The organism is Flavobacterium panici (assembly GCF_903819335.1).
Classification (GTDB): domain Bacteria; phylum Bacteroidota; class Bacteroidia; order Flavobacteriales; family Flavobacteriaceae; genus Flavobacterium; species Flavobacterium panici.
This window is the reverse complement of sequence record NZ_CAIJDE010000034.1, coordinates 219,737-244,282: the sequence shown is the minus strand read 5'-3', so window position 1 is coordinate 244,282 and position 24,546 is coordinate 219,737. Positions and strand designations below refer to the sequence as shown.

General features: G+C 35.0%; 13 protein-coding genes. 8 read left to right on the top strand and 5 right to left on the bottom strand.

Annotation, left to right across the window (positions count from 1 at the left end):
- Positions 1 to 77: 77 nt before the first annotated feature.
- The 6 genes from FLAPXU55_RS07295 to FLAPXU55_RS24080 all read left to right on the top strand — a co-directional run bounded on the left by FLAPXU55_RS07295 (position 78) and on the right by FLAPXU55_RS24080 (position 13,243).
- Positions 78 to 3,290: a TonB-dependent receptor gene (locus FLAPXU55_RS07295; RefSeq protein WP_235992003.1), complete on the top strand. Its 3,213-nt coding sequence runs from the start codon at positions 78 to 80 to the stop codon at positions 3,288 to 3,290.
- 9 nt (positions 3,291 to 3,299) lie between these two features.
- On the top strand, positions 3,300 to 4,805 hold the full coding sequence (locus tag FLAPXU55_RS07290; RefSeq protein ID WP_180857140.1) for a RagB/SusD family nutrient uptake outer membrane protein: 1,506 nt from the start codon (positions 3,300 to 3,302) through the stop codon (positions 4,803 to 4,805).
- Positions 4,806 to 4,818: 13 nt separating this feature from the next.
- Positions 4,819 to 5,928 carry a SusE domain-containing protein gene (locus tag FLAPXU55_RS07285; RefSeq protein ID WP_180857139.1) on the top strand — a complete coding sequence of 370 codons (1,110 nt, stop codon included), beginning with the start codon at positions 4,819 to 4,821 and terminating at the stop codon, positions 5,926 to 5,928.
- An 88-nt stretch (positions 5,929 to 6,016) separates the two neighbouring features.
- Entirely contained in the window at positions 6,017 to 7,402 is a 1,386-nt protein-coding gene (locus FLAPXU55_RS07280) for an alpha-amylase family glycosyl hydrolase (protein ID WP_180857138.1), read from the top strand.
- 50 nt (positions 7,403 to 7,452) lie between these two features.
- Complete coding sequence (locus tag FLAPXU55_RS07275) at positions 7,453 to 9,633, top strand: glycoside hydrolase family 97 protein (protein ID WP_235992002.1); 2,181 nt, start codon at positions 7,453 to 7,455, stop codon at positions 9,631 to 9,633.
- Positions 9,634 to 9,871: 238 nt separating this feature from the next.
- Positions 9,872 to 13,243: an Ig-like domain-containing protein gene (locus tag FLAPXU55_RS24080; RefSeq protein ID WP_235992001.1), complete on the top strand. Its 3,372-nt coding sequence runs from the start codon at positions 9,872 to 9,874 to the stop codon at positions 13,241 to 13,243.
- A gap of 215 nt (positions 13,244 to 13,458) precedes the next feature.
- Here FLAPXU55_RS24080 and mfd read toward each other — a convergent pair whose 3' ends face one another.
- Both mfd and FLAPXU55_RS07255 read right to left on the bottom strand, forming a co-directional pair.
- Positions 13,459 to 16,824, bottom strand: a complete 3,366-nt coding sequence (mfd, locus tag FLAPXU55_RS07260; RefSeq protein ID WP_180857137.1) for a transcription-repair coupling factor — start codon at positions 16,822 to 16,824, stop codon at positions 13,459 to 13,461.
- Positions 16,817 to 17,425, bottom strand: a complete 609-nt coding sequence (locus tag FLAPXU55_RS07255) for a hypothetical protein (protein WP_180857136.1) — start codon at positions 17,423 to 17,425, stop codon at positions 16,817 to 16,819. The genes mfd and FLAPXU55_RS07255 overlap by 8 nt, the downstream gene beginning before the upstream one ends.
- A gap of 340 nt (positions 17,426 to 17,765) precedes the next feature.
- Between FLAPXU55_RS07255 and FLAPXU55_RS07250 the strand changes: the two genes are divergently transcribed.
- Together FLAPXU55_RS07250 and FLAPXU55_RS07245 are read left to right on the top strand one after the other, a co-directional pair.
- Positions 17,766 to 18,704: an L-threonine 3-dehydrogenase gene (locus tag FLAPXU55_RS07250; RefSeq protein WP_053472846.1), complete on the top strand. Its 939-nt coding sequence runs from the start codon at positions 17,766 to 17,768 to the stop codon at positions 18,702 to 18,704.
- Between the two features lie 179 nt (positions 18,705 to 18,883).
- Entirely contained in the window at positions 18,884 to 20,080 is a 1,197-nt protein-coding gene (locus FLAPXU55_RS07245) for a DUF418 domain-containing protein (RefSeq protein WP_180857135.1), read from the top strand.
- A 58-nt stretch (positions 20,081 to 20,138) separates the two neighbouring features.
- Here the strand turns inward: FLAPXU55_RS07245 and FLAPXU55_RS07240 are convergent, their stop codons facing one another.
- The 3 genes from FLAPXU55_RS07240 to FLAPXU55_RS07230 all read right to left on the bottom strand — a co-directional run bounded on the left by FLAPXU55_RS07240 (position 20,139) and on the right by FLAPXU55_RS07230 (position 24,390).
- Positions 20,139 to 20,528 (bottom strand): helix-turn-helix domain-containing protein, encoded by a 390-nt coding sequence (locus FLAPXU55_RS07240; protein WP_180857134.1) that lies wholly within the window; start codon positions 20,526 to 20,528, stop codon positions 20,139 to 20,141.
- Positions 20,529 to 20,809: 281 nt separating this feature from the next.
- Entirely contained in the window at positions 20,810 to 22,690 is a 1,881-nt protein-coding gene (locus FLAPXU55_RS07235) for a M1 family metallopeptidase (RefSeq protein ID WP_180857133.1), read from the bottom strand.
- Positions 22,691 to 22,755: 65 nt separating this feature from the next.
- Positions 22,756 to 24,390, bottom strand: coding sequence for a S8 family peptidase (locus FLAPXU55_RS07230; protein WP_180857132.1), 1,635 nt, complete (start codon positions 24,388 to 24,390; stop codon positions 22,756 to 22,758).
- Between the last annotated feature and the right edge of the window lie 156 nt (positions 24,391 to 24,546).

Sequence of the window (24,546 nt, the reverse complement as noted above, 5' to 3'; positions counted from 1 at the left end):
AATCAATTAACAAAATTATGAAAAAAAAATCTAAGAATAATGGGTTCCTATACTCATTGTTCCAAAATGACCTAAAATTGAAACTAACTACACTACTTATTTTGGTCGCCATGTTTAATATTAGAGGGAATACTTATGCCCAAAAAACAAAAGTTACCCTTGAATTAAACAATTCAACAATCGAGAAGGTTATTGAGACCATTGAACAAAAAACAGATTTCAGATTTATTTATAAACTGAACGATATCGACTTAGATCGTACGGTTTCTATTTCTGTAAAAGATCAATCGATATATGTGGTTTTAGACAAAATTTTTAAAGGAACTCCAACTGAATTTAAAATCAGAGATACGCAGATTATCCTTAAAAAACCAGAACTTAGAACACAGGTAATCGAATTTCAAAAGCAAACTGTTTCGGGTGTAATTACCGATGAAAATGGCCTGCCTTTACCCGGAGCCTCTGTTCTTGAAGAAGGCACAAAAAACGGAATGGTAACTGATTTTGACGGTAAATATAAAATTACTGTCGAAAGCACTCAATCTGTAATAATTGTATCATTTGTAGGATATAAAGAGAAAAAAGTAACGGCAAATCAAAACGTAATAAACATTCAGCTTTTTCCGGATGCTACAGACTTACAGGAAATTGTTGTAGTTGGTTACGGAACAGCTATAAAAAAAGATGTAACCGGAGCAGTTTCTTCAATTGCTGCAAAAGACATGAATCAAGGTGCAATTGTAAATCCTTTACAATTAATTGCAGGAAAAGCTGCGGGGGTAAATATCACTCAAATTGGTAGCGAACCAGGTTCTGGACCAAGTGTTCGTATTCGTGGAATTTCTTCTTTAATTGGAGGAAATGATCCTTTGGTTGTTGTGGATGGAATTCAGGGAAACATGGATTTATTAAATCAAGTTCCTCCAAGTGAAATCGAAAGTATTGATGTTTTAAAAGATGCTTCGGCTACGGCTGTTTATGGTTCGAGAGGAGCACCTGGTGTTATCATTGTAACAACTAAGAAAAACAAAGCAGGAAAAACTACGATTGAATACATCGGGTCAACATCTGTTGATTTTATTCCGAAAAAATTAGACATGCTTGATGCTAACCAATGGTGGGAAACTGCTCAAAAGTATGGCGTTCCGGCATCTTCAAATCACGGTTCAAATACGAATTGGTATGGTCTTTTGACTGAAACTGGAATTACACAGACTCATACATTATCATTTGGCGGAGGAACGGATAAATTCAATTACAGAGCTTCTATAACGGCTATTATGCAGGATGGAGTTGTAATTAATTCTAGCAACCAAAAATATATTGGACGCATTCAGGCAACACAATTGGCTCTTGATGACAAATTAAAATTGACTTTTAACTTAAACTCAGGAATAAATAATACAACTAGCAGTATTGGGAGTATTGGTACAGTTGCTTATACATCAAACTTAATTACAAATGCATTATTGGCAAGACCAACAGATCCTGTTTATAATACTGATGGAACTTATTTTACAGATGGAACTGTTTTTCATTATTTAAATCCTTATGCTGCTGCACAAACAGTTACAAATGAAAGACAGGATGATAATTTATTTGGAAGTTTAAAAGCTGATTTAGAGTTAGGCAAAGGTTTTACAGCAAACTGGTTTGGAAGCTGGAGAAAAACCAATAGAACTATAGGATATTACATGCCCGCAGAATCTACAGAAGCGTATGCAGTGGAGCAGCACGGTTTTGCAAATATTGACAATGCCAGACAAAATGAAAAATTAACCAATGTTAGTCTTAGCTATAAAAAAACGTTAGGAATCCACACTTTTAATGCATTGGCTTTATATGAATGGCAAAGTCAGACTTATCAGGGTAACTATACTCAGGCAAGAGGTTTTATTAGTGATGAAGCTACTTACAATGCACTTCAGTTTGGTGATTTGTCTAAAGTAAGAGCCGGAGACATCAGATCTTATAAAAATGACAGATCATTAGTTTCTTATTTAGGAAGATTAAACTACTCTTTATTAGACCGTTATTTACTTACAGCAAGTATCAGACGTGATGGTTCATCTGTATTTGGTGCAAACAATAAATGGGGAAATTTCCCTTCAGCATCTGTGGCTTGGCAAATCAACAAAGAATCATTCATGTTAAACCAAAATCTATTTAGCGAATTAAAATTACGTGTAGGTTATGGTGAAACTGGTAATCAGCAAGGTCTTTATCCGCAAACATCATTACCATTAGTAGACAGTGCAGGAAATATTTATTTTGGAGGATCTATTATTACCAATTTTGGTATTGCTCAAAATGCAAATGCTGATTTGAAATGGGAAACTAAAAGACAAACTAATATTGGACTTGATTTCGCTCTTTTAGATAACAGACTAAGAGGTAGTGTAGATGTTTATGATTCTACAACAGATAATCTTTTATTTGATTATACTGTACCTCAGCCTCCTTATCCTTACAATAAAATTAAAGCAAACGTTGGAAGCATTTCTAACAAAGGTTTAGAAGCCGCACTTGCATATGATGTTATCAGAACAAACAACAGCACACTGACATTAGCAGGAAACGTTTCTTTTATGAAAAACGAAGTACTTAATTTAAGCGGCAGCATTAATGGTATTCCTTTAAATACGGACTTTGTAAATTGGGGAGCACCAAACTCATTATTAGTAAAAGGAAAACCAATTGGTTCATTCTATATTTTAGAAAGTACGGGTACAAATTCAAATGGTGTTGAAACAGTAAAAGATCAAAATGGAGATGGTAAAATTGATCAGGGAGCTACAAGTCCGGATCGCTACTATGCAGGTTCAGCATTACCAACTTACACTTTTGCATTTAACCCATCTTACAGATACAAAAACTTTGATGCTTCTATGTTGTGGAGAGGTTCTGGAGGAAACAAAATTTACAACAATCTTAATCAAAGGCTAAGTATGCTGGAAAACACTGGTAGCTCAAATGTTTTGGAAAGCGCTCGTGATAAAGGAATTTTTTCTTCTCCATACGGATCTGATGCATGGTTAGAAGATGGTTCATTCATTCGTTTAGAGAACGTTACAGCAGGATATACTTTCCGTTTTACTGATAAATATGTAGACTCTGTTCGACTTTCTCTTACAGGAAGCAATTTACTGCTAATTACAGATTACACAGGTGTTGATCCTGAATTGAATGTAAGCGGAAGTGGTGACCCTAATGATAATTTTGGAGGCGATAAAGGAATTTATCCTCGTACCAGAAGTATTGCATTTGGTTTGACTGTAAAATTTAAATAGTAAAAAGAGATGAAAATTAAAAATATAGTAGCAGCAAGCGTTTGTTTTCTAACACTTTTTAGCTGTACAGACATCAACGAAAATATATACGACAAATATCAACCGGATACCTTTTATGGAACTCCGGAAGGAGCAAATATTGCTCTTGCCAGTGTTTATGCAGAAATTCCGGGAGATTTTGAACGTAAAGGCGTACCTGGTGTAGGTTATGCAGGGGCTGATAATGGCTGGTACGACATGAACTGTATGTCATCAGATGAGCAGGTAATTCCGCATAGAACAGATGGTAACTGGCAGCAGGATTTTGCCCGTTTGCACAAACACGAATGGCTTCCTTCTGAATTCATTATTAACAATACTTGGAACTGGTTATACAAGTCTATTTTCAATGCAAATTTAGCAGTTGAATTATTAGAAAAATCAGGTGCTGACCCTTCAAAAATTGCCGAAGCAAAAGTATTACGTGCTTTCTTTTATTACTTATTGATTGATGATTTTGGTGATGTTCCTTTTTATACCAACAACAATATTACCGTTGATAAAATCCCGCAGTCAAGCCGTAAAGAAGTTTTTGATTTTATCGTTAAAGAATTAACCGAAAACGTAGAACTTCTTTCTGTAACAAAAGGCGGAAATTATTATGGAAGGTTCAACAAATGGGCTGGTTATACACTGCTTGCAAAAGTGTATTTAAACGCTGAAGTTTATACCGGAACTCCAAAATGGACAGAATGTTTAGCTGCTTGTAATAAAGTTTCTGAAGGAGGATTTACACTTCATTCCGGCGCAGCAGATGTTGCAAATCCTTTAGGAAATAAATATTTTGAGTTATTTGGAGACGTACTTCCAGATGATGAAACTATTTTGCCTATTTACGCAACTCTGGATGTCGTTTCCCGTAATGTTTATGCAGTTCGTAGTGTATACGGTCCGCAGGGTGTAAATTTATTTGGATTAAGCGGTTGGAACGGAACTATTGTTCCTAAAGATTTCTTCCTGAAATACGATGTAAATGATATTCGTAGAAAACAGTTTTTAGTGGGTGAACAGCCTGGAGGATTCAATTACACTCTTGAAGTTGGTTCTTTAGATAATCCCGGAGCGCTTCCTCAGGCAGGAGTTCGTAATGTGAAATTTTATCCTGCAGGAGTAAAATCAGGCGGAGGAGCTTCAAATGATTTTCCTATTTTCAGATATGCTGACGTAATTTTAATGATGGCAGAATGTAATGCTCGTTTAGGGAATGCAGCTGCAGCTAAACCTTATGTAGATCAAATCAGACAACGTGCAGGCTTAGATGGTTTAGACCACAATCCAACTCTTGATGATATTTATAATGAAAGAGGGTTCGAATTAAGCTGGGAAGGCCACAGAAGACAAGACATGATTCGTTTCGACAAATTTTTATTGGCAAACGAATTTAGACCTGCATCACCTGCTTATAGAAAATTGTTCCCAATTCCAACATCTGCTTTAGATGCGAATCGCGGACTTAAACAAAACCCAGGTTACTAAAAACAAAACTATCATGAAAAAATATATCAATAAATTATTCTTACTTGGAAGTTTGGTTTTTTTAGCCGCTTCCTGTGAACCTGAAGGAACCGTAACGACACTAAAATCAGTAAATTTTCCTTCTGGAATTGAGGTATCATCTAATACAATAGTACTTAAAGAAGAGACTTCAGATGACCCTGCTTTACTGGTTTCCTATCCAAAAGTAACCTTCCCTATTGCTGCACCTGTAAGCTATGCCATACAATTAGATTTGCCTACAGACATCAAAGGAAGCGAGGCTTGGTCAAAAGCGAAACGAGTTGAAGCCGGAGAAGATGTTTTAAGCAAATCATTTACCGGATTAGAATTAAATAAAATCGCCTTAGACTTAGGATTAAAACCTGACGTTCCGGGAGAAATAGTAATTCGTGTAGAAGCTTCAATGGATCACAGAACGTATTCAAATCCTGTTACAATAACGGTAACACCTTACTTGAAAACCGTTGTGTTTGGAGAAATCTATATGCCGGGAAGTTATCAGGGATGGGATGTAGGAACAGCAGCAGCATTAACCGAAATTCAATTAGGAGTTTATCAAGGTTACATGACTGTAGCAGAAGGTGCAGGTCCTGGATTTAAATTAAATAAAGGAAGAAACTGGGCGCAATTCTACGGTGCAGGAGCTTCAAATAATGATTTGAAAAACATGAGCGATACTGATTTTGTGCTTCCGGGTGCAGGTTCATATCAAATTAAAGTAAACACAAATACTTTAAAATGGTCTCAGACTCCGTATGCCTGGGGAATTGTTGGACCGGCATCTGCAACAGCAGAACAAACAGCTGGAGATCCTAATTATGGATGGAATCATTCTGTACCAATGTCTTATGATCATGTAACAAAAACATGGAAAATAACGGCAAATTTATTGGCTGGTGCTTTAAAATTCAGATTGAATGATGCATGGACTGTGAATTACGGACCAGCAGATGCTTCAACAAACATCGTTAATCTTGATAATGGCGGCGCTTACACCATTGGCGAAGCAGGAACTTATGAAGTAACGTTTAAAATTGTTGAAACAGATCCGGCAACTACCGGTTATCCAGCAACTGCAATAACTTCTATCGTTAAAAAATAACAAAAATTAAGTTTAGTTTGGTTTGAGTTTACCTGTCTTTTTACTTCGAAAGGCAGGTTACTTCTCAATCATTTAAAATATAAAAATTATGAAATTTAATATAAAATTTGTTTACGCATTATTGTTGGCGGTAGCATTTGTTTCGTGCAGTTCTTCTGATGATGATTCAGATAAAACTCCCGAATCTCCATATACACAATATGGCGCTCCATTTGAAAAAATGCCAAAAAAAGAAGATGCAATAATTTATCAGGTAAACATTCGTGCTTTTAGCCAGGTCGGAACACTAAAAGGAGTTCAGGACAGACTTTCCCAAATTCAGGAATTGGGCGCAAATGTTATTTATTTAATGCCTGTTTTCCCTGTTGGAAAAGAAAGAGCTTCTGGAGAATTAGGTTCTCCTTACGCTGTAAAAGACTATAAAGCCGTAAATCCGGATTTTGGAACTTTACAAGATCTTCAAACATTAGTTGAAGAAGCACACAAAAAAAACATGGCTGTTGTTTTAGACTGGGTTGCCAATCATACTGCTTGGGACAATGCATGGATTACACAGCATAAAAACTGGTATCAGCAAGATGCTGCCGGAAACATTATAATTCCGCCGGGAACAAATTATAATGATGTAGCGCAGTTAAATTTCGACAATACGGAGATGAAAGATGCAATGATTGATGCTATGTCTTATTGGGTTTACAACGCAAATATAGACGGTTTTAGATGTGATTATGCTGATTTTGTACCGAATAATTTCTGGGCAGATGCCATTACAAAATTGAGAAAAATCAAGAAAAACCAATCTATTTTAATGCTTGCTGAAGGTTCAAAATACAATCACTTTGCTTCTGGTTTTGATTATACATTTGGATTTAATTTCTTCAGTACTTTAGAAAAACTTTTCAAAGAAAACAAACCAGCAACTACAATTCAGGATTCGAATGCAACAGAATATGCAAACAATTATAATCCAGAAAACAGAGTTGTTAGATACACAAGCAATCACGACGTTAACCTTACCGACGGAACTCCGTTGGAACTTTTTGGAGGTAAAAAAGGATCAATTGCTGCTTTTGTTGTCGCTGCTTATTTAAAATCTGTTCCAATGATTTATAACGGACAAGAAATTGGATACGCGCAAAGATTGAATTATTTCGCAAAAACGCCAATTGACTGGTCAACCGCAGATAATGAAATGCTTGCTGAATACAAAAAAATCATTGCCTTTAGAAATACAAGCAACGCCATTAAAACAGGAACTTTTACAGGATACAGCACCAATTCAGTAAGTGCATTTACAATGATAAAAGATTCGGAAAAAGTTTTTGTACTTTCTAATTTAACAGATGCAACAGTAAAACATCTTGTTCCGTCGACTTTAAAAGGAAACTGGAAAGACGCTTTTACCGGAGCAGCAGTTACTGTTGGTGCAGAAATAACATTACAGCCTTTTCAATATATAGTATTGAAAAATTAATTCGAAAAAGCATCTTTAAATAAAATTAGATTTGCCAAAAACTAAATAACATGAATTTTCAATCCCAAAAATCATTGCTTCAAATTCGTTTGAGCAAAAAAACAGCGCTTTTATTTTTTGCAATCGTCAGTACATTATGGCTTCAGGCACAAGAAATAACTTCGCCAGACAAAAATCTTTCTTTAAAATTTGAATTAAAAGAAGGCGGAATTCCGTCTTACCAATTATCATACAAACAAAAAGCAGTTATAAAACCAAGTTCTTTGGGTTTAGAACTTCAAAATATGCCTTCGTTTTTGGATGGTTTTACCATTACAAATACAGCACAATCTTCTGTTGATGAAAATTGGAATCCGGTTTTAGGCGAAGAAAAAACAATTCGTAATCATTACAACGAATTGGTTGTCACATTAGCTCAAGCAAAAAATAACAATAGATTTATTCGTATTCGTTTCCGTTTATTCAACGACGGATTGGGGTTTAGATATGAATTTCCAAAACAAAATGATCTAAGCTATTTTGTAATAAAAGAAGAACGTTCACAGTTTAATTTGGCTGGAAATCATAAAATTTTCTGGATTCCGGGAGATTATGATACCAACGAATATGCTTATACAACATCAAAAATTTCAGAGATTCCTTCACTGATGAAAAAAGCTACTATCGAAATCAATTCGCAGTGGCCAATAAAAGAATTAGCAGTACAAACGCCGTCAATGATGAAATCAGATGATGGTTTATACATCAACATTCACGAAGCAGGATTAATCAATTATCCGGCAATGTATCTTGAAGTTGATGCTGTAAACAACAAAATGATTAGTCATTTAGCGCCAGATGCAGTTGGAGCAAAAGGGTATATGCAGACTGATGCACAATCGCCTTGGAGAACCATTGTAGTAAGCGATAAAGCAACAGATATTTTAGCTTCAAAATTAATTTTAAATCTTAACGAGCCAACAAGTTATAAAGATGTATCGTGGATTAAACCCGTAAAATTCATCGGAATTTGGTGGGAATATTTTGTAGCCGGAAGAAGTACCTGGGCTTTTGGAAAAGAAAACAATGTGAAATTAACAGATGATTTTACAAAACTTACTCCAAACGGAAAACACGGAGCCACAACAGAACGCGCAAAAGAATATATTGATTTTGCATCTAAAAATGGTTTTGATGCGATTCTTATCGAAGGCTGGAACATTGGCTGGGAAGACTGGATCAACAACTGGAAAGAAGAAGTTTTTGATTATGTAACAGCATATCCGGATTTTGATGTAAAAGCGGTTCATGAATATGCGGCTTCAAAAGGGGTAAAAATTATCATGCACCACGAAACATCAGGATCTGCAACCAATTACGAACGTCGTTTAGATCGTGCTTTTCAATTTATGAACGACAATGGTTATGACGCTGTAAAAACAGGTTATGTAGGGAAAATTATTCCGCGTGGCGAACATCATGACGGACAATGGATGGTGAACCATTACATTAACGTTGCGAAACGTGCCGCCGATTATAAAATTATGATTGACAGCCACGAAGCAGTTCGCCCAACTGGTTTAAACAGAACTTTTCCAAACTGGATCGCTCAGGAGTCAGCGCGCGGCACCGAGTTTGAATCTATGGGAGGATTAGCTCCGGATCACACTACAATTTTACCTTTTACACGTTTAATGGGCGGTCCAATGGATTATACACCGGGAATTTTCCAAACCGATCTTTCGTATTACGGAACCGGAAGTTCACAACGAGTAAATACTACTTTAGTAAAACAATTGGCTTATTATGTAACCATGTACAGTCCGCTGCAAATGGCTGCTGATATTCCGGGGAATTATGAGCGTTTTCCAGATGCATTTCAGTTCATTAAAGATGTTGCTGTAGATTGGGACAACAGTTATATTCTTGAAGCTGAACCTGGAGATTACATTACAATTGCACGTAAAGCAAAAGGTAAAAGTGAATGGTTTATTGGCGGAATTACAGATGAAAATGCAAGAACAGCAAACATTTCATTTGATTATTTACCTGCCGGAAAAAGTTTTATTGCCACTATTTATGCTGATGCCAAAGAAGCTAATTGGAATCAAAATCCGCAGAAATATACCGTTACCAAAGTTGTTGTAAACTCAAAAAGCAAATTAAAGCAGTATCTAGCTCCGGGCGGAGGTACTGCCATCAGCATAAAAGAAGCAAATGCTGAAGAATTAAAGGGATTGAAAAAGTTATAGATTACTGAGTTTTTTTTGCCACGAATTGCACGAATTATCACGAATTAAGAACGCAGATTAAAATTTGTGTTAATTCGTGCAATTCGTGGCGAAAAAACTTATGCTCATTTCTGAGTAAAAAACAACTTTACTACTTAAAAACTATTAACCACAAAATGTTTGTCAAATTTAAAAACAATGCGAGTGAGAATGAATTTTAGTTAAGAAATGCTGACAAGCATGCAAAAAAACTACTATTATGAAAATCAAAATTACCACTAGATTATTTCATATTACGAAAACACTAGTCTGTTTTCTATTATTATTTGCAAGTTCAGTTTATGCACAAGATCCGCCTCAATACGGAACGCCATTTGCAGGCGTACCCGATACACGAGATGTAAACATGTATCAGGTTCACATACGTCCGTTTAGTGCCAACGGAAATTTAGCCGGAGTAACTGCCCGACTAGATAATATAAAAGCACTTGGCACTAATGTTATTTATTTAATGCCCATTTATCCGCACGGTACAGATTCCCGAAGTTCGGCTTCGCCTTATTGTATTAAAGATTTTAAAGCGGTAGGATCCGAATATGGTTCGCTTGCGGATTTAAGAACTTTAGTCGATGGCGCTCACAGCCGCGGAATGGCCGTTATTTTGGATATTGCCATCAACGGAACTTCATGGGACAATGTTTGGACAGTTTCACATCCGGAATATTATAAACGAACCGGAACAACGATTCAGCAATTAGGAAACTTCTCTGATATTGCAGCACTTGATCTTAATAATTCAGCTACACGAGCAGCTATCAAAGATGCAATGCGCTATTGGATTTTCGCTGCAAATGTTGACGGATACCGTTGCGATTATGCTAATAATCCACCTTTAGATTTTTGGTCTGAAGTGAATTCAAATCTTAGAGGAATTTCTTCTCATAATTTATTAATGTTAGCCGAAGGAGACAGACAAGAGAACTTTCAAGTTGGTTTCGACATGAATTATGGCGACAGATGGTTTCACAGCGGTTTATATGACATTGCTAATGGAGGCCCTGTTTCTCAAAGGCTTCAGGACCAGTCTACATATGAGTATGCTAAAGCGACTGGAAATCAGCAAATCGTTAGATACACTGGAAATCATGATACTTATACAAATGATGATGGCGTAAGAAGACCAATTATTGTATTCAAAAGCCACAACGGAGTTGTTGCTAACTTCTTAGTTTCAGCTTATATGAAAGGTGTTCCTTTTTTAATGAGCGGACAAGAAATCGACTACGAACCAAAAACAGACTGGCCTTGGACGAACTTTAAATTCAACTGGTCTCAAAATCCAACTGCAGCAGCAGATTTCGCAAAAATCTTAAATTTCAGAACAACAAGCGCAGCTATCAGACGCGGTGATTTAACCACGTATGCGAATGATGACATCAGTATTTTCACTAAAACATTAGGTACAGAAAAAGTTATTGTAATGTCGAATTTGAGAAATGCCTCAAAATCGTATGTAATTCCGGCAGCTTTAGCAGGAACTTATGTAAACCCATATAATAACAACGCTTCGGTAACTTTAACAACAGGCGCTACAAGAACATTTGCTGCTTACGAATATTTGGTTTTAACCAATACAAATACACCGGTTGTAGCCGTTACAGGAGTTTCTGTAAGCCCAACTACGGTAACTGTTGGTTTAGGATCTACGCAACAATTAAATGCTGCAATTGCTCCGGCAAATGCAACAAACCAAAACGTAACATGGACATCAAGCAATACGGCTGTTGCAACTGTAAATGCGTCAGGTTTAGTTACAGCTGTTGCAGCAGGAATAACAACAATTACTGTAAAAACGGTTGATGGAAACAAAACAGCAACTTCCGCTGTAACTGTCGCTGCGATTCCTGTTTCTTCTGTAGCCGTTTCGCCAACTACGTCAAGTTTATATGCAGGAAATACGCAACAGCTTTCAGCGACAATTTCGCCAGCAAATGCAACTAACAAAAATGTAACTTGGTCTTCAAGTAATACTGGAATTGCAACTGTAAATTCAAGCGGACTTGTAACAGCAGTTTCTGCAGGAACAGCAACAATTACAGCCACTACCCAAGACGAAAATAAAACAGCTTCGGCAACGATTACCGTAAATCCAAATACTAACTTTACGGTGTATTTCTATAAACCATCAAACTGGGGAACAGGAATTAAAATTTATTACTGGAATGCTCTTCCAACAGGAGTTTTAGCAGCTGTAAACTGGCCGGGCGTAAACATGACCGATGCCGGAAATGGATGGTACAGCTACACATTTACAAATGTAACGTCAACTAATTTAATTTTTAACGACGGAACAAACCAAACTGCCGATTTAAGCCGAAACAAAACAGGCTGGTACATGAATACAACTTGGTACGATTCAAATCCGGGAACTGTTGTTGCCGTTACAAGTGTAACTTTGTCTCCAACAACTTCAACATTATTGGTTGGCGCAACACAGCAATTAACTCCAACTGTTAATCCTTCAAATGCGACGAATAAAGCGGTAACTTATAGTTCAAGTAATACAGCTGTTGCAACAGTAAATAGTTCAGGATTAATAACTGCTGTTGCTGCGGGTTCTGCAACAATCACCGTTACAACTCAGGATGGTGCAAAAACGGCGACTTGTGCAGTAACTGTAAATGCATCAAATGTTGCCGTTACAAGTGTAAGTTTGAGTCCAAGTTCTACATCATTATCGGTTGGTGGAACACAGCAATTAACGCCAACTGTCCTTCCTGCAAATGCAACAAACAAATCTGTAAATTATAGTTCAAGCAATACAGCTGTGGCAACTGTAAATGGTTCAGGTTTGATTACTGCTGTTGCAAACGGAACAGCAACAATTACAGTTACAACAGTTGACGGAAGTAAAACAAGTACATGCGCCGTAACGGTTTCAACTTCAACGGGAGGAAATTATTATACTATCAAAAACAGATGGACTGGCGCTTATTTATCTGATTCCGGAGCAAATGTTGGATACGGAACTACAGTTTCTGGTAACAGCTACAAATGGCAGAAAATTGCAATAGATGCCACTTATTTCGTTCTTAAAAATGTAGCAACTGGTGAATTAATAAATATTGAAAGTCAAACCGGAACTGTTCAATCTAATATAACAGATACTACTTTCTGGAGCGCGCAATGGTCTAGTGATTATATCGACGGAACTTGGGTTCGTCTAAGAAACAGATGGCAGACTGGAAACATTATTCATGTTGAAAATCAAACGGGTTCTGCACAATATGGAAATTCGCAAGACGGCTGGTACAGCGCACAATGGCAGTTAGAGCCAACAACTGTTGGAACAGGAAAATCTGCTGTAACAATTAATGAAGTTTCAGAAACCGAAAAAGTAATTGGTATTTATCCAAATCCGGCAACGAATAATGAATTTCATGTTTTATTGCCTGAATTAGAAAGCGGAGATTCTGCTGCAATTTCTGTTTCAGATATGAACGGAAGAACGGTTTTAACAGAAAGACTTTCAACATCAGGAAAGATCGATCATCGTTTAGCTTCGGGAATTTATATTGTAAATATTGTTTCTAAAGATTTCAAAGTAACTAAAAAACTGATCGTTAAATAATTCTTTTTGGATCAAAAATTAAAAGGCGTATGAGATTTTCATACGCCTTTTTTATTTTTATTTTTTTTCGCCACGAATTTCACAAATTAGCACAAATTCTTTTTTGCCACAGATTAAAAGGATTTAAATGATTTTTTAATCTTCATAATCCTTTTAATCTGTGGCAATAATTTTTAAAATAAATTCGTGCTAATTCGTGGAATTCGTGGCAAACTTTACTCCTCAAACAACTCCATCAACTCCAAAGCTCGTTTTATAGACTTCACATTTTCAAAAGTCAATAACAAACGTAATCCATTCACAGTTTGTTTTTCTTTCATTTTGCAAAGATTACTATGCTTCTGAACAAAATTTAAAACATTTCTAAACTTTACTGATTGGTAATAATCTGATTGCTGATCTGAAACGAAATAACCAATCATTTTGCCTTGTTTCAAAACTAATTTCTCGATTCCGACTTTCGTTGCAATCCATTTTATTCTAATGCTGTTTAGCAATGCCGTCGCTTGTTTTGGCAAAGGTCCGAAACGGTCAATTAGTTTTCTTTCGAATTCCTGTAAACCCGCTTCGTCTTTTATCGCGCCTAATTCATTGTATAAAACCAAACGTTCAGAAACGTTGTTGATATATTCATCTGGGAATAAAAGCTCAAAATCGGCATCGATTTGAATGTCTTTTACATATTCTTTCGTATCGATATTATTTTCTTCCGGATATAAATCCTTGAATTCGTTTTCTTTTAATTCCTCGATAGCTTCGTTCATGATTTTTTGATACGTATCAAAACCAATTTCATTGATGAAACCGCTTTGTTCTCCTCCTAATAAATCTCCAGCACCACGAATTTCAAGATCTTTCATCGCAATGTTAAAACCGCTTCCCAATTCGCTGAATTGTTCTAAAGCCTGAATACGTTTTCTGGCATCTTCGGTCATTGAAGAATACGGCGGACAGATGAAATAACAGAATGCTTTTTTGTTGCTTCTACCAACACGTCCACGCATTTGATGCAAATCAGACAATCCGAAATTATTCGCATTATTAATGAAAATCGTATTGGCATTTGGCACATCAAGACCACTTTCAATAATCGTTGTAGCAACCAAAACGTCAAAATCTCCGTTCATGAAACCTAACATCAAATCCTCCAGTTTTGCGCCGTCCATTTGTCCGTGACCAATTCCAACTCTTGCATTTGGAACCAAACGCTGAATCATTCCGGCCACTTCTTTTATATTTTCGATTCTATTATTGATAAAGAAAACCTGCCCGTTTCGCTGAATTTCATACGAAATCGCATCACGAATTATCTCTTCATTAAAGCCAACCACATTCGTTTCAATCGGATATCGGTTTGGCGGAGGCGTTGTAATTACAGACAAATCCCGCGCCGCCATTAATGAAAACTGAAGCGTTCTCGGAATTGGTGTTGCCGTTAATGTCAACGTATCAACATTTGCCGCAATGGTTTTTAATTTATCTTTTACGTTAACACCAAACTTTTGTTCTTCATCAACAATCAATAAACCTAAGTCCTTAAAAACTACATTTTTATTTACTAATTGATGCGTTCCAATTACGATATCGAGTTTACCTTCGGCTAAATCTTTTAAAGTCTGCGTTTTTTGTTTTGCAGTTCTAAATCGGTTTAAGTAACCAATTGTTACCGGCATATCTTTTAAACGTTCCGAAAAAGTTCTGTAATGCTGATATGCCAAAATAGTTGTGGGAACTAAAACTGCAACTTGCTTACTGTTATCAACTGCCTTAAAAGCAGCACGAATCGCAACTTCCGTTTTTCCGAAACCAACGTCACCACAAACCAAACGATCCATTGGGCGATCGCTTTCCATATCTGCTTTTACTTCTTGTGTTGATTTAGTTTGATCTGGCGTATCTTCATAAATAAACGAACTTTCTAATTCGTTTTGAAGATAACTATCAGGCGCAAATTGGAAACCTTTTTCCAAACGACGTTTTGCATACAACTGAATTAAATTGAATGCAATATGTTTGACACGCGCTTTGGTTTTTTGTTTTAAAACCTTCCAGGCGTTCGATCCTAATTTATAAATTTTCGGCGGTGTTCCGTCTTTTCCGTTGTATTTAGAGATTTTATGAAGCGAGTGAATGCTTACATAAACAATATCATTATCAGCATAAACTAATTTAATAGCTTCCTGCGTTTTGCCTTCTACCTGAATTTTCTGTAATCCGCCAAACTTTCCAATTCCGTGATCGATATGCGTTACATAATCACCAACCGAAAGTGCGGTTAATTCTTTTAAGGTAATATTCTGCTTTTTAGAATAGCCGTTTTTGATGTTGAATTTATGATAACGCTCAAAAATCTGGTGATCTGTATAAGCTGTTATTTGATTTTCTTCATCAATAAAACCTTGGTACAAAGGCAATACAATGGTATTATACTGTTTTCTGATATTCTCTGAATTAGCTTCATCTAAAGATTCAAAAATATCATGAAAACGTTTTGCCTGCGTTTCATTCGAACAGAACAAATAATTTTTATATCCGTTAAAATGATTGTCGCTCAAATTATTCAATAACAAATCAAATTGTTTGTTGAAAGATGGCTGAGGCTGAATATGAAATTCGAATTTTTTAGTGGTTTTGAAAATTGGTTTTGAAGCCAATTCAACAATCGAAAAATCTAAGGCGCGTTTTATAAACGAACTTTGATTTAAAAATAATTGCTCCGGTTCGGCATGTTTTATTTCTTTCGAAAGTTTACCAAAAGCTTCTTCTGCCCTTACAAATTGTTTGTCTAACTGACTAAAAAGTCCGTCAGTATTTTGAATAAATAGTACTGTTTTCTCGGCAATATAATCTAAAAAGCTTTCGCGGTTTTCCTGAAATATCTTGTTTTCAACATTCGGGATAATCGTGATTTTTTTTTGAGTTTCGACAGATAACTGTGTTTCTACATCAAAACTTCTGATACTGTCTACTTCATTTCCAAAAAACTCAATTCTGTACGGATGATCGTTTGAAAAAGAAAATACATCGACAATTCCTCCACGAACCGAAAATTCTCCGGGTTCTGTAATAAAATCAACTCTTTTAAACTCGTATTCAAACAAAACTTCATTGATAAAATCAATCGAAATTTTGTCCTTCAGCGCCACTTTTAAAGTGTTTTTATCTAATTGCTGACGTGTAACAACTTTCTCAAAAAGTGCTTCGGGATACGTAACAATTATGGCTGGTTTTTTTCGTGAATTGATTCGGTTTAAAACCTCAGCACGAAGCAAAACATTGGCATTGTCTGTTTCATCAACTTGATACGGACGACGAAATGAAGCAGGATAAAACAAAACATCCTGCTCGCCAATCATCTGTTCCAGATCGTTTAGGTAATACGCCGCTTCTTCTTTGTTGTCTAAAACAATCAAAAAAGGCAGTTCTGTTTTCTTAAAAACAGAGCGTATTAAAAAGGAAACTGCAGATCCCAACAAACCTTGAAGGTGCATTTTTATCTGATTTCCTTCTAATAAATTGGCTGCAATTTGCTGTGCTTTTGGCAAATTGTCGTATATCGTATATAAGGCGTTTTTACTCAACTCTTGGTAAATTTTGATCTATGGGAGGCGCAGAATTCGGGATTGCGCGGGTTGTGTCTAACATTTTAAGGAAATCAGCTTCTCCTTCTTCTTTTGGAATTTTTGCTTTTTCGACAATTTTATCCATTTGTCTTTCTAACGAAACTAACTCCTTATTTATTTCGCCAATTAAAAAAGCAACTTTATCATCTGGAATTTGATTTAAATGAATAAACAAATCCATCATTTTGACTTTGGTAATCAAAATAGCAATTCTCGCTTTTATTTGCGGCTGATTAAATTGTGACGGAATATTATTGTTTAAAGCTATCGCCTTTTTAGAAATCGCTGTTGATTTTTTTTGAAAAGCGCCTATAGTTTTTCTCGGCTTGTCTCCTATTTCTTTTAGGAAATCACGCCACTCTGTCCAGCCTTTTACATTTTGTTCTGAAACATCATTTATTGGTTCGTCTATAAAAATCCAGGCTTTATTGATATTGTTAAAGATTTTTTCATTCTTTTTAGCTTCTTTCGCATTTTCGGCAAGACGCTTTTCATTCTCATTTTGACATGATTGAAGTACAAAAATCAAGAGTAAAAACAGCGCTATTTTATATTTCATTTGATAAAATGTTAGGGTGCAAAGTTACGAAGTAAATTTACAATTACGAATTGTGTTTTTTACTAAAGATTCTATAAATCAAGGTTATTTTTTTGCCACAGATTTGCTTCGCCAGTTCGCTATCGCTCGTGTCACAGATTAAAATAATTTTTTAAATTAAGTTTTGAGAAAATAATCCATTAAATCTGTGAAATCTGTGGCAAAAAATCCTTTTGCACAAAGTTTTGAATAGAGAATAATCTAAAAAACGATCTTTATCATTGTTAATTTTATAATTTAATGTTTGAAAAAACGTTGATATTTGCGAAAACGTTATATTTGCAACACTAAATCTAAACAAATGAATCCAAAAATATTAATCATTGGCGCCTGCGGTCAGATTGGAACTGAACTGACGCAAAAACTGCGTAAATTATACGGAACCGAAAATGTGATCGCTTCTGATATTCGAAAATTAAATACTGATGTTGTTAATTCAGGACCTTTTGAAGTGGTTAATGCTTTAGATTTTAATCAAATAGAACATTTGGTAGAAGTTCATAAAATTACTGATGTTTATTTAATGGCTGCGCTTTTGTCTGCAACGGCAGAAAAGAATCCGGCTTTTGCGTGGGATTTGAATATGAATTCGCTTTTTCATGTTTTGAATCTGGCTAAAGCTAAAAAAATCCAAAAGATTTTCTGGCCTTCAAGTATTGCTGTTTTTGGACCGACAACTCCAAAAGAAAATACACCGCAATATACTATTATGGAACCTTCAACGGTTTACGGAATTAGCAAACAAGCGGGAGAAAGATGGTGCGAATACTATCATAATATTTACGGTGTTGATGTTCGCAGTATTCGTTATCCGGGTTTAATAAGCTGGTCTACTCCTCCGGGCGGCGGAACTACAGATTATGCGGTTGATATTTTTTATAAGGCTATTGCCGATAAAAAATACGAGTGCTTTTTATCATCTGAAACAAAAATGCCGATGATGTATATGGATGATGCGATTGAAGCAACCATCAATATCATGAAAGCTCCGGCAGAAGAAATTAAAATCCATTCTTCATACAATTTAGCTGCAATGAGTTTTACTCCAACTGAAATTGCTGCTGAAATCAAGAAACATATTCCGGAATTTGAAATTACTTATAATCCAGATTTCCGTCAAAAAATAGCAGACAGCTGGCCGGCAAGTATTGATGATTCTTCTGCAAGAGAAGACTGGAAATGGAATCATAAATTTGATTTGGAATCAATGACAAAAGATATGATTGAACATTTGAGTTAAGTCCAAAAATAAAAATAAAATAAGTCTCGTTTAATTTTCAGAAATGAATTTTAAACGAGATTTTTTTTATGTCTTATTTTGATTTCACATAATGTTATAAAAATTGATTTCTAGATTATTTTCTTACATTTGAATACATTAACCAAAAACATTTATACCCCAAAAAACCATTTTAATTTATGACAAATTCATTTCAGCCCATTCAAGAAGATAAAAGAATCGCTATTGTAGATATTTTACGGGGATGGGCTTTATTAGGAGTTGCAATAGGAAATTATGTCGACTTCCGCTACATCGGATTAGAGCGTTTTATCATGAAAAAAGGAATTTTTTCTGAGATTATCAGCTATTTCAATCTCTACTTTTTTTCTGCTAAATCCTGGACTTTGTTAAGCATTTTATTTGGTTACGGATTTGCTATTCTTATTAATAATGTTGCTGAAAAAGGCAAAAATCCTGTTTCCTTTTTTTGCTGGAGAATGTTTATCCTGTTCATTTTTGCTTTTATAAATTCTGCTTTTTGGCTGGGCGATATTTTAAAAGATTATGCTTTTTTAGGCTTATTGCTTTTGTTATTTTACAGAAGTTCGCCGAGAACAATTTTAATAACGTCTGGAATTCTTCTTTTATCTGTTCCGTTTCTTACTGCTTATATTAATTCGATAAAACAAACATTGCCAGATGTACAATCTACTGCTAAATATTTAAAATTATTTTATTCTGATAATTGGCTTGATGTATTTCAATTTAATTTACTGGGAACTTATTATCAGGAAATGATTAATCTCGTGTATGCCGTTACGGTTCATGTTGTAATGTTTGCGCTTATGCTTTTGGGTTTTTACGCTCAAAAAATTAACTTTTTTAATCGTTTGCCTGAATTTAAAAAACTATTAAAAAGAACTTTTTTGATAACATTGATTTTAGCAATAATTGCAGGTGTTCTTTTTGAAATTGCAATTAAGCAGAAAGTAACTTTCCCTGTTTTTCATCCCGTTTTTTGGATCATAATAAATACAATGATATGTATCGCGTCTGGAATTTGTTTGCTGTATACTAACGGAAAACTGAAAACAATTTTCAGTTATTTTAGAGTGAGCGGTAAAATGACGCTGACCAATTATTTAGTGCAAAATATTATTGCATGTTTTCTTTTCTCTGGAATTGGTTTCAAAATTTATAATACGCTGCCATATTGGTTTTACTTTTTCTTAGCGATTTTTGTTTTTACAATTCAATTGTTTATAAGCAAATGGTGGCTTTCAAAATTTAATTATGGCCCAGTTGAATGGTTGTGGAGAGTTTTAAGTTACAGAAAGATGTTTCCGTTTAAGAAAAAGCAATCTGATATTATTTCGGAAGTAAAAACAGTATAAATTTGAAAAAAAAGAGGATATGCAAAAACATATCCTCTTCTGATTTTAATTTCGTGAATTATTTTCCCTTCAATAATTTCTCTAAATATTCAACTTTTTCTTTTTCAGACTGAACCAAACGCTCATAAAGTTCCACAACTTTATCAAGAGGATTAAAATTGCAGTGATATGCATTTCCATTAATAACACTTCCGTCATTTAATGTATTTCCAATAATATTTAAAACCGCTTCTTCAGAGAAATTTTTAATTCCTTCAACAGTTACGCCTAATATTTCGGCAATTGCCTGAAGTTTTTCATCATCAATTGTTTCGCTGTTTTCAATAGCTGAAACAGTCTGCTGGCTCGTGCCTAAAGCTTGTGCCAAAGCTTCCTGCTTCATATCGCGAAGTTCACGAATACGGCTTATTTTTCGCCCTATATGATTTGGTTTTGTTAGTGTGCTCATAATTCAAAGATATTTAAAATTCTTTTTGCAAAATAGTTTTTGGTAAAAAACACATTGTTTCGGTAAGAAACAATTTTAAAGAGTTTCTTTATGATCTGTATTTTATTCGCAATAACAAAAATACAATTTTTCATACAAGTATTGAGTAAAAAATATTCTGAAGCTTTTATGTTTCAAATATTATTGATTCTGTTTTGTTTCCGTTTAACACATGGTTTGAATTAAATAAAGAAGCCCTTAAAAAATTAATTTTAAGGGCTTTTATTATTTTATAAAGTAAATTATTTCACTTCAAAAACATTATTTGCAGGTTTTACATCAGCCATTAATCCGCTTGGATCAATTGTGATTTTTTTGATTGCTGTTTTGTTCTTGTCAATTGTAAAACTGTAGTTTGACATTGCCCAAGCCCAATCTTCTAAAACTGTTCTTTTTTCGTTTGGATTTGGATTCGGTTTAATGAAATTCATCATTCTTAACGGAATGTAGAAGTTTTCAGAAGTTCCGTCTGTATAATCTACTTTTAAATCGATTGGCATTGGCATTCTTCCAATTCTTTCTAAAGAAATTGTTGTTTTTCCTGAATTATCAGCAACGTCTTTAATTCCGTAATCAATTGTATTAGCAGTTTGTGCCCAATCGATTAAATACCAATCTAATTCTGCTCCAGAAACTCTTTCTGCAGTTCTTTTGATATCGTTTGGAGTTGGATGTTTGAATTTAAAATCATTGAAATATCTTTTTAAAGTAGCGTCCAGGCTTTCTTTCCCAATTACATATTCTAATTGTGCTAAAAAGATACATCCTTTTACATAAGATGAAATACTGTATGGACGATTTTCATCGTAACGATCTCCATGTGTTGTCTGTGGCTGTTCTTTTCCAGAATTAACTAAACTGTAATAAGCAGCATAAGTTCCTTTAAACGGATTTGCTTCTTTTTTATCTCCTTTTAATTCATTCAAAGCACTGTCTTCGATGTAAGTTGTAAATCCTTCGTCCATCCAAGGGTGTTTTGATTCGTTTGAAGCTAAAATATGCTGGAACCAAGAGTGCCCTAATTCGTGTGTTGCAGTTCCAAGAATTCCTTCAAGAGTTCCGTTTCCTAACATCAAAGTACACATTGCATATTCCATTCCGCCGTCACCGCCCTGAATAAAAGAGTATTGTTTGTATGGATATGCTCCAACTCTATGGTTGTAATAATCCATTACTTTTACCATTAATGGTTCTAACTGTTTCCAGTTTGCAGTTGTTTTTTCATTGTTTTTGTAGAAGAAATGCAAATTAACACCGTTTGGCCCTTTTACAATATCATGTGTATATTCTTTATCAGCTGCCCAGGTAAAATCGTGAACGTTTGGCGCAATAAAATGCCATGTTAATGTTTTTGCTTTTTTCGGATAAACAACTGTTACATCAGCATCTTCATAACCGTGACCAATTGTGTTTTTGTCTTGTAAATATCCAGAACCTCCAATTGTATAGTCTTTGTCGATTGTAATTTTTACATCAAAATTACCCCAAACACCGTGAAATTCTCTTGCGATGTATGGATCTGCGTGCCATCCTTCAAAATCAAATTCGGCTAATTTTGGGTACCATTGTGACATTGAAAGTTCAACTCCTTCAGAATTATTTCTTCCTGAACGACGAATTTGTACCGGAACCTGACCATCAAAACCTAAAGTAAAAGTAGTTTTTGAATTTGGCAAAATTGGTTTAGGCAAAATCACTTCTAAAATAGTTCCTGAAACTCTTGTCTGCGCTGAAATTCCGTCTTGTTTGAAATCAGAAATTTTTAAATATCCTATCTCATTAGGTTTCAAAGATTCAATACGACTTTGTTTTACTTCTTTTCCATCGGCAGTTTTAACTTTATTTACCATTCTTCCGTCAGGATCTTTGATAAAATGAAGACGAGCGTCCATTTCACTTCCCGGCTGAAAAGCATTTGGGAATAAATGATAAAACACTTTTCTTAATGTATCAGGAGAATTATTGGTATAAACCAATTCTTGTTTCCCTTTATACTGATAGTTTTTTACATCCATTGAAACCTCCATTTTATAGTCGGCATGTTGCTGCCAATATGGGGTACTTTGGGCAAAAGAAGCGTTTAAACCTAAGCTCAAAAAAGAAAGTAAAATAATTTTTCGCATGTTAATTTAATAATGAAAATGGAAGAGCTGCGGCTCTTCCATTGGATTAGTATTCTATATATTGTTTATTTCTTCGACATTTTTTCAGCCATTAATAAAGCGTTGTAAGCATTTACCATTTTTGCTGTTTTTGATGATTCTGCAGAAGAAACTGCAACTGGTTTTTCATTTGGATTTTCGCTTGCGCCAAGAACCACTTTTGCTGGAAGAGCAACTCCAGAATCCATTAAAATTTTCTTAACCTGAGAAGCTTTTAGTTTTGGATAATAAGAACGAATCAATGCTGCAACACCTGCTGCATTTGGAGATGCCATTGAAGTTCCCTGCAAGTATTTGTATTTGTTGTTTGGAACTGTTGCATAGATTTCTTCACCCGGAGCAAAAACGTCTACATTTATTTTTCCGAAGTTTGAAAACCCTGCCACAACAGTTTCTCCATATTGTTTGTTAATTGCTCCAATTGTGATTACGTTATCAGCAAATTCCTTGATATTGTCCTGAGAATCGTTTGGATAATTAATGTTTTTTGTTTCGTCAATATTGTAACCATCGTTACCTGCTGCGTGAACAATTAAAACGTCTTTTTTTGCTGCATATTTAATAGCATCGTAAACCCATTGTTTGTGCGGAGAAAAGCTTTTTCCGAAACTTCCGTTAATTACTTTTGCACCATTATCAACGGCATAACGAATTGCAAGAGCGATATCTTTATCATATTCGTCTCCGTCTGGAACTGCTCTAACTGTTAAGATTTCAACATTGTTTGCTACTCCGTCGCCGCCTAGATTATTACCGCGAACTTGTGCAATGATTCCGGCAACGTGAGTTCCGTGAAGTGCTTTTTCTTTATCCGGACCAAAAACAATATTATTTCCATAATGGTTGTTTTTAATATCTTCAGGATTATCGCCTACCACTTTTCTTCCGTCAAACTCTTTATTTAAATTGTAGTTCAACTGATCGTAAACTTGTTCTCTGTATTCTTCAAAATCAGCTTCAGGATCAAAAGTTGGTCCTGCGTTTGTGAAAATTTGAGTCATGATCATTTTACTTCTTGCTACTTTTGGATCTGTAGAAGTAATTGCTGCTAAATCTTCAACTTTATATGTTGTTTTATTAAGCTCTTTTTTGATTGTTGCATGAACATCCAATAAAAAATCTACTTGTTCTTTGTCTTTTAAAGCTTCTTCATATTTTTTAGTATATTGTTCTAAAGCTTGTTTGTATTCTGCAGAACCGTCGTCTTTCTTTTTAATGATACGGGTCATTTCAAGATTTTCGGCAACAGCATTTCCAAGGAAGTTCCATCCGTGAACATCATCAATGAATCCGTTTTTATCATCGTCGATTCCGTTTCCTGGAATTTCTTTTGGATTAGTCCAAATCATTCCTTTAAGATCTTCGTGCTCAATATCAACACCAGAATCTACAATTCCTACAATAACTTTTTTTCCTGTTTTACCCTGAAGTAATTCGGCGTAAGCCTTATCAACACTCATTCCCGGAATAGAATCTTTTATTAAATCAAGATGACTCCATCTTTTTAATTCATTTTCGCTGACCGGAGCTTTTTTTACAACTGATAAAGGCGCTGTAATAAATTCTTTAGAAGTTGAAACTTGCGCTTGTAAAGTCGCGCTGCAACCTGCTAAAACAAGTAATGCAAAAGCAGATAATTTGAGAGGTTTTATATGACTCATGTATCTAGAATATAATTGTAAAAGTTAAAAGTGGGGTCTAAATTATGCTTTTTTGTTACAAAAAGCTAACTGTTAACACTGTGTTATGAAATTATGTCTGTTTTTAAAAAAAATTAATTTCCTTCTGATAAGATATTTATTACTCATTCAATATTT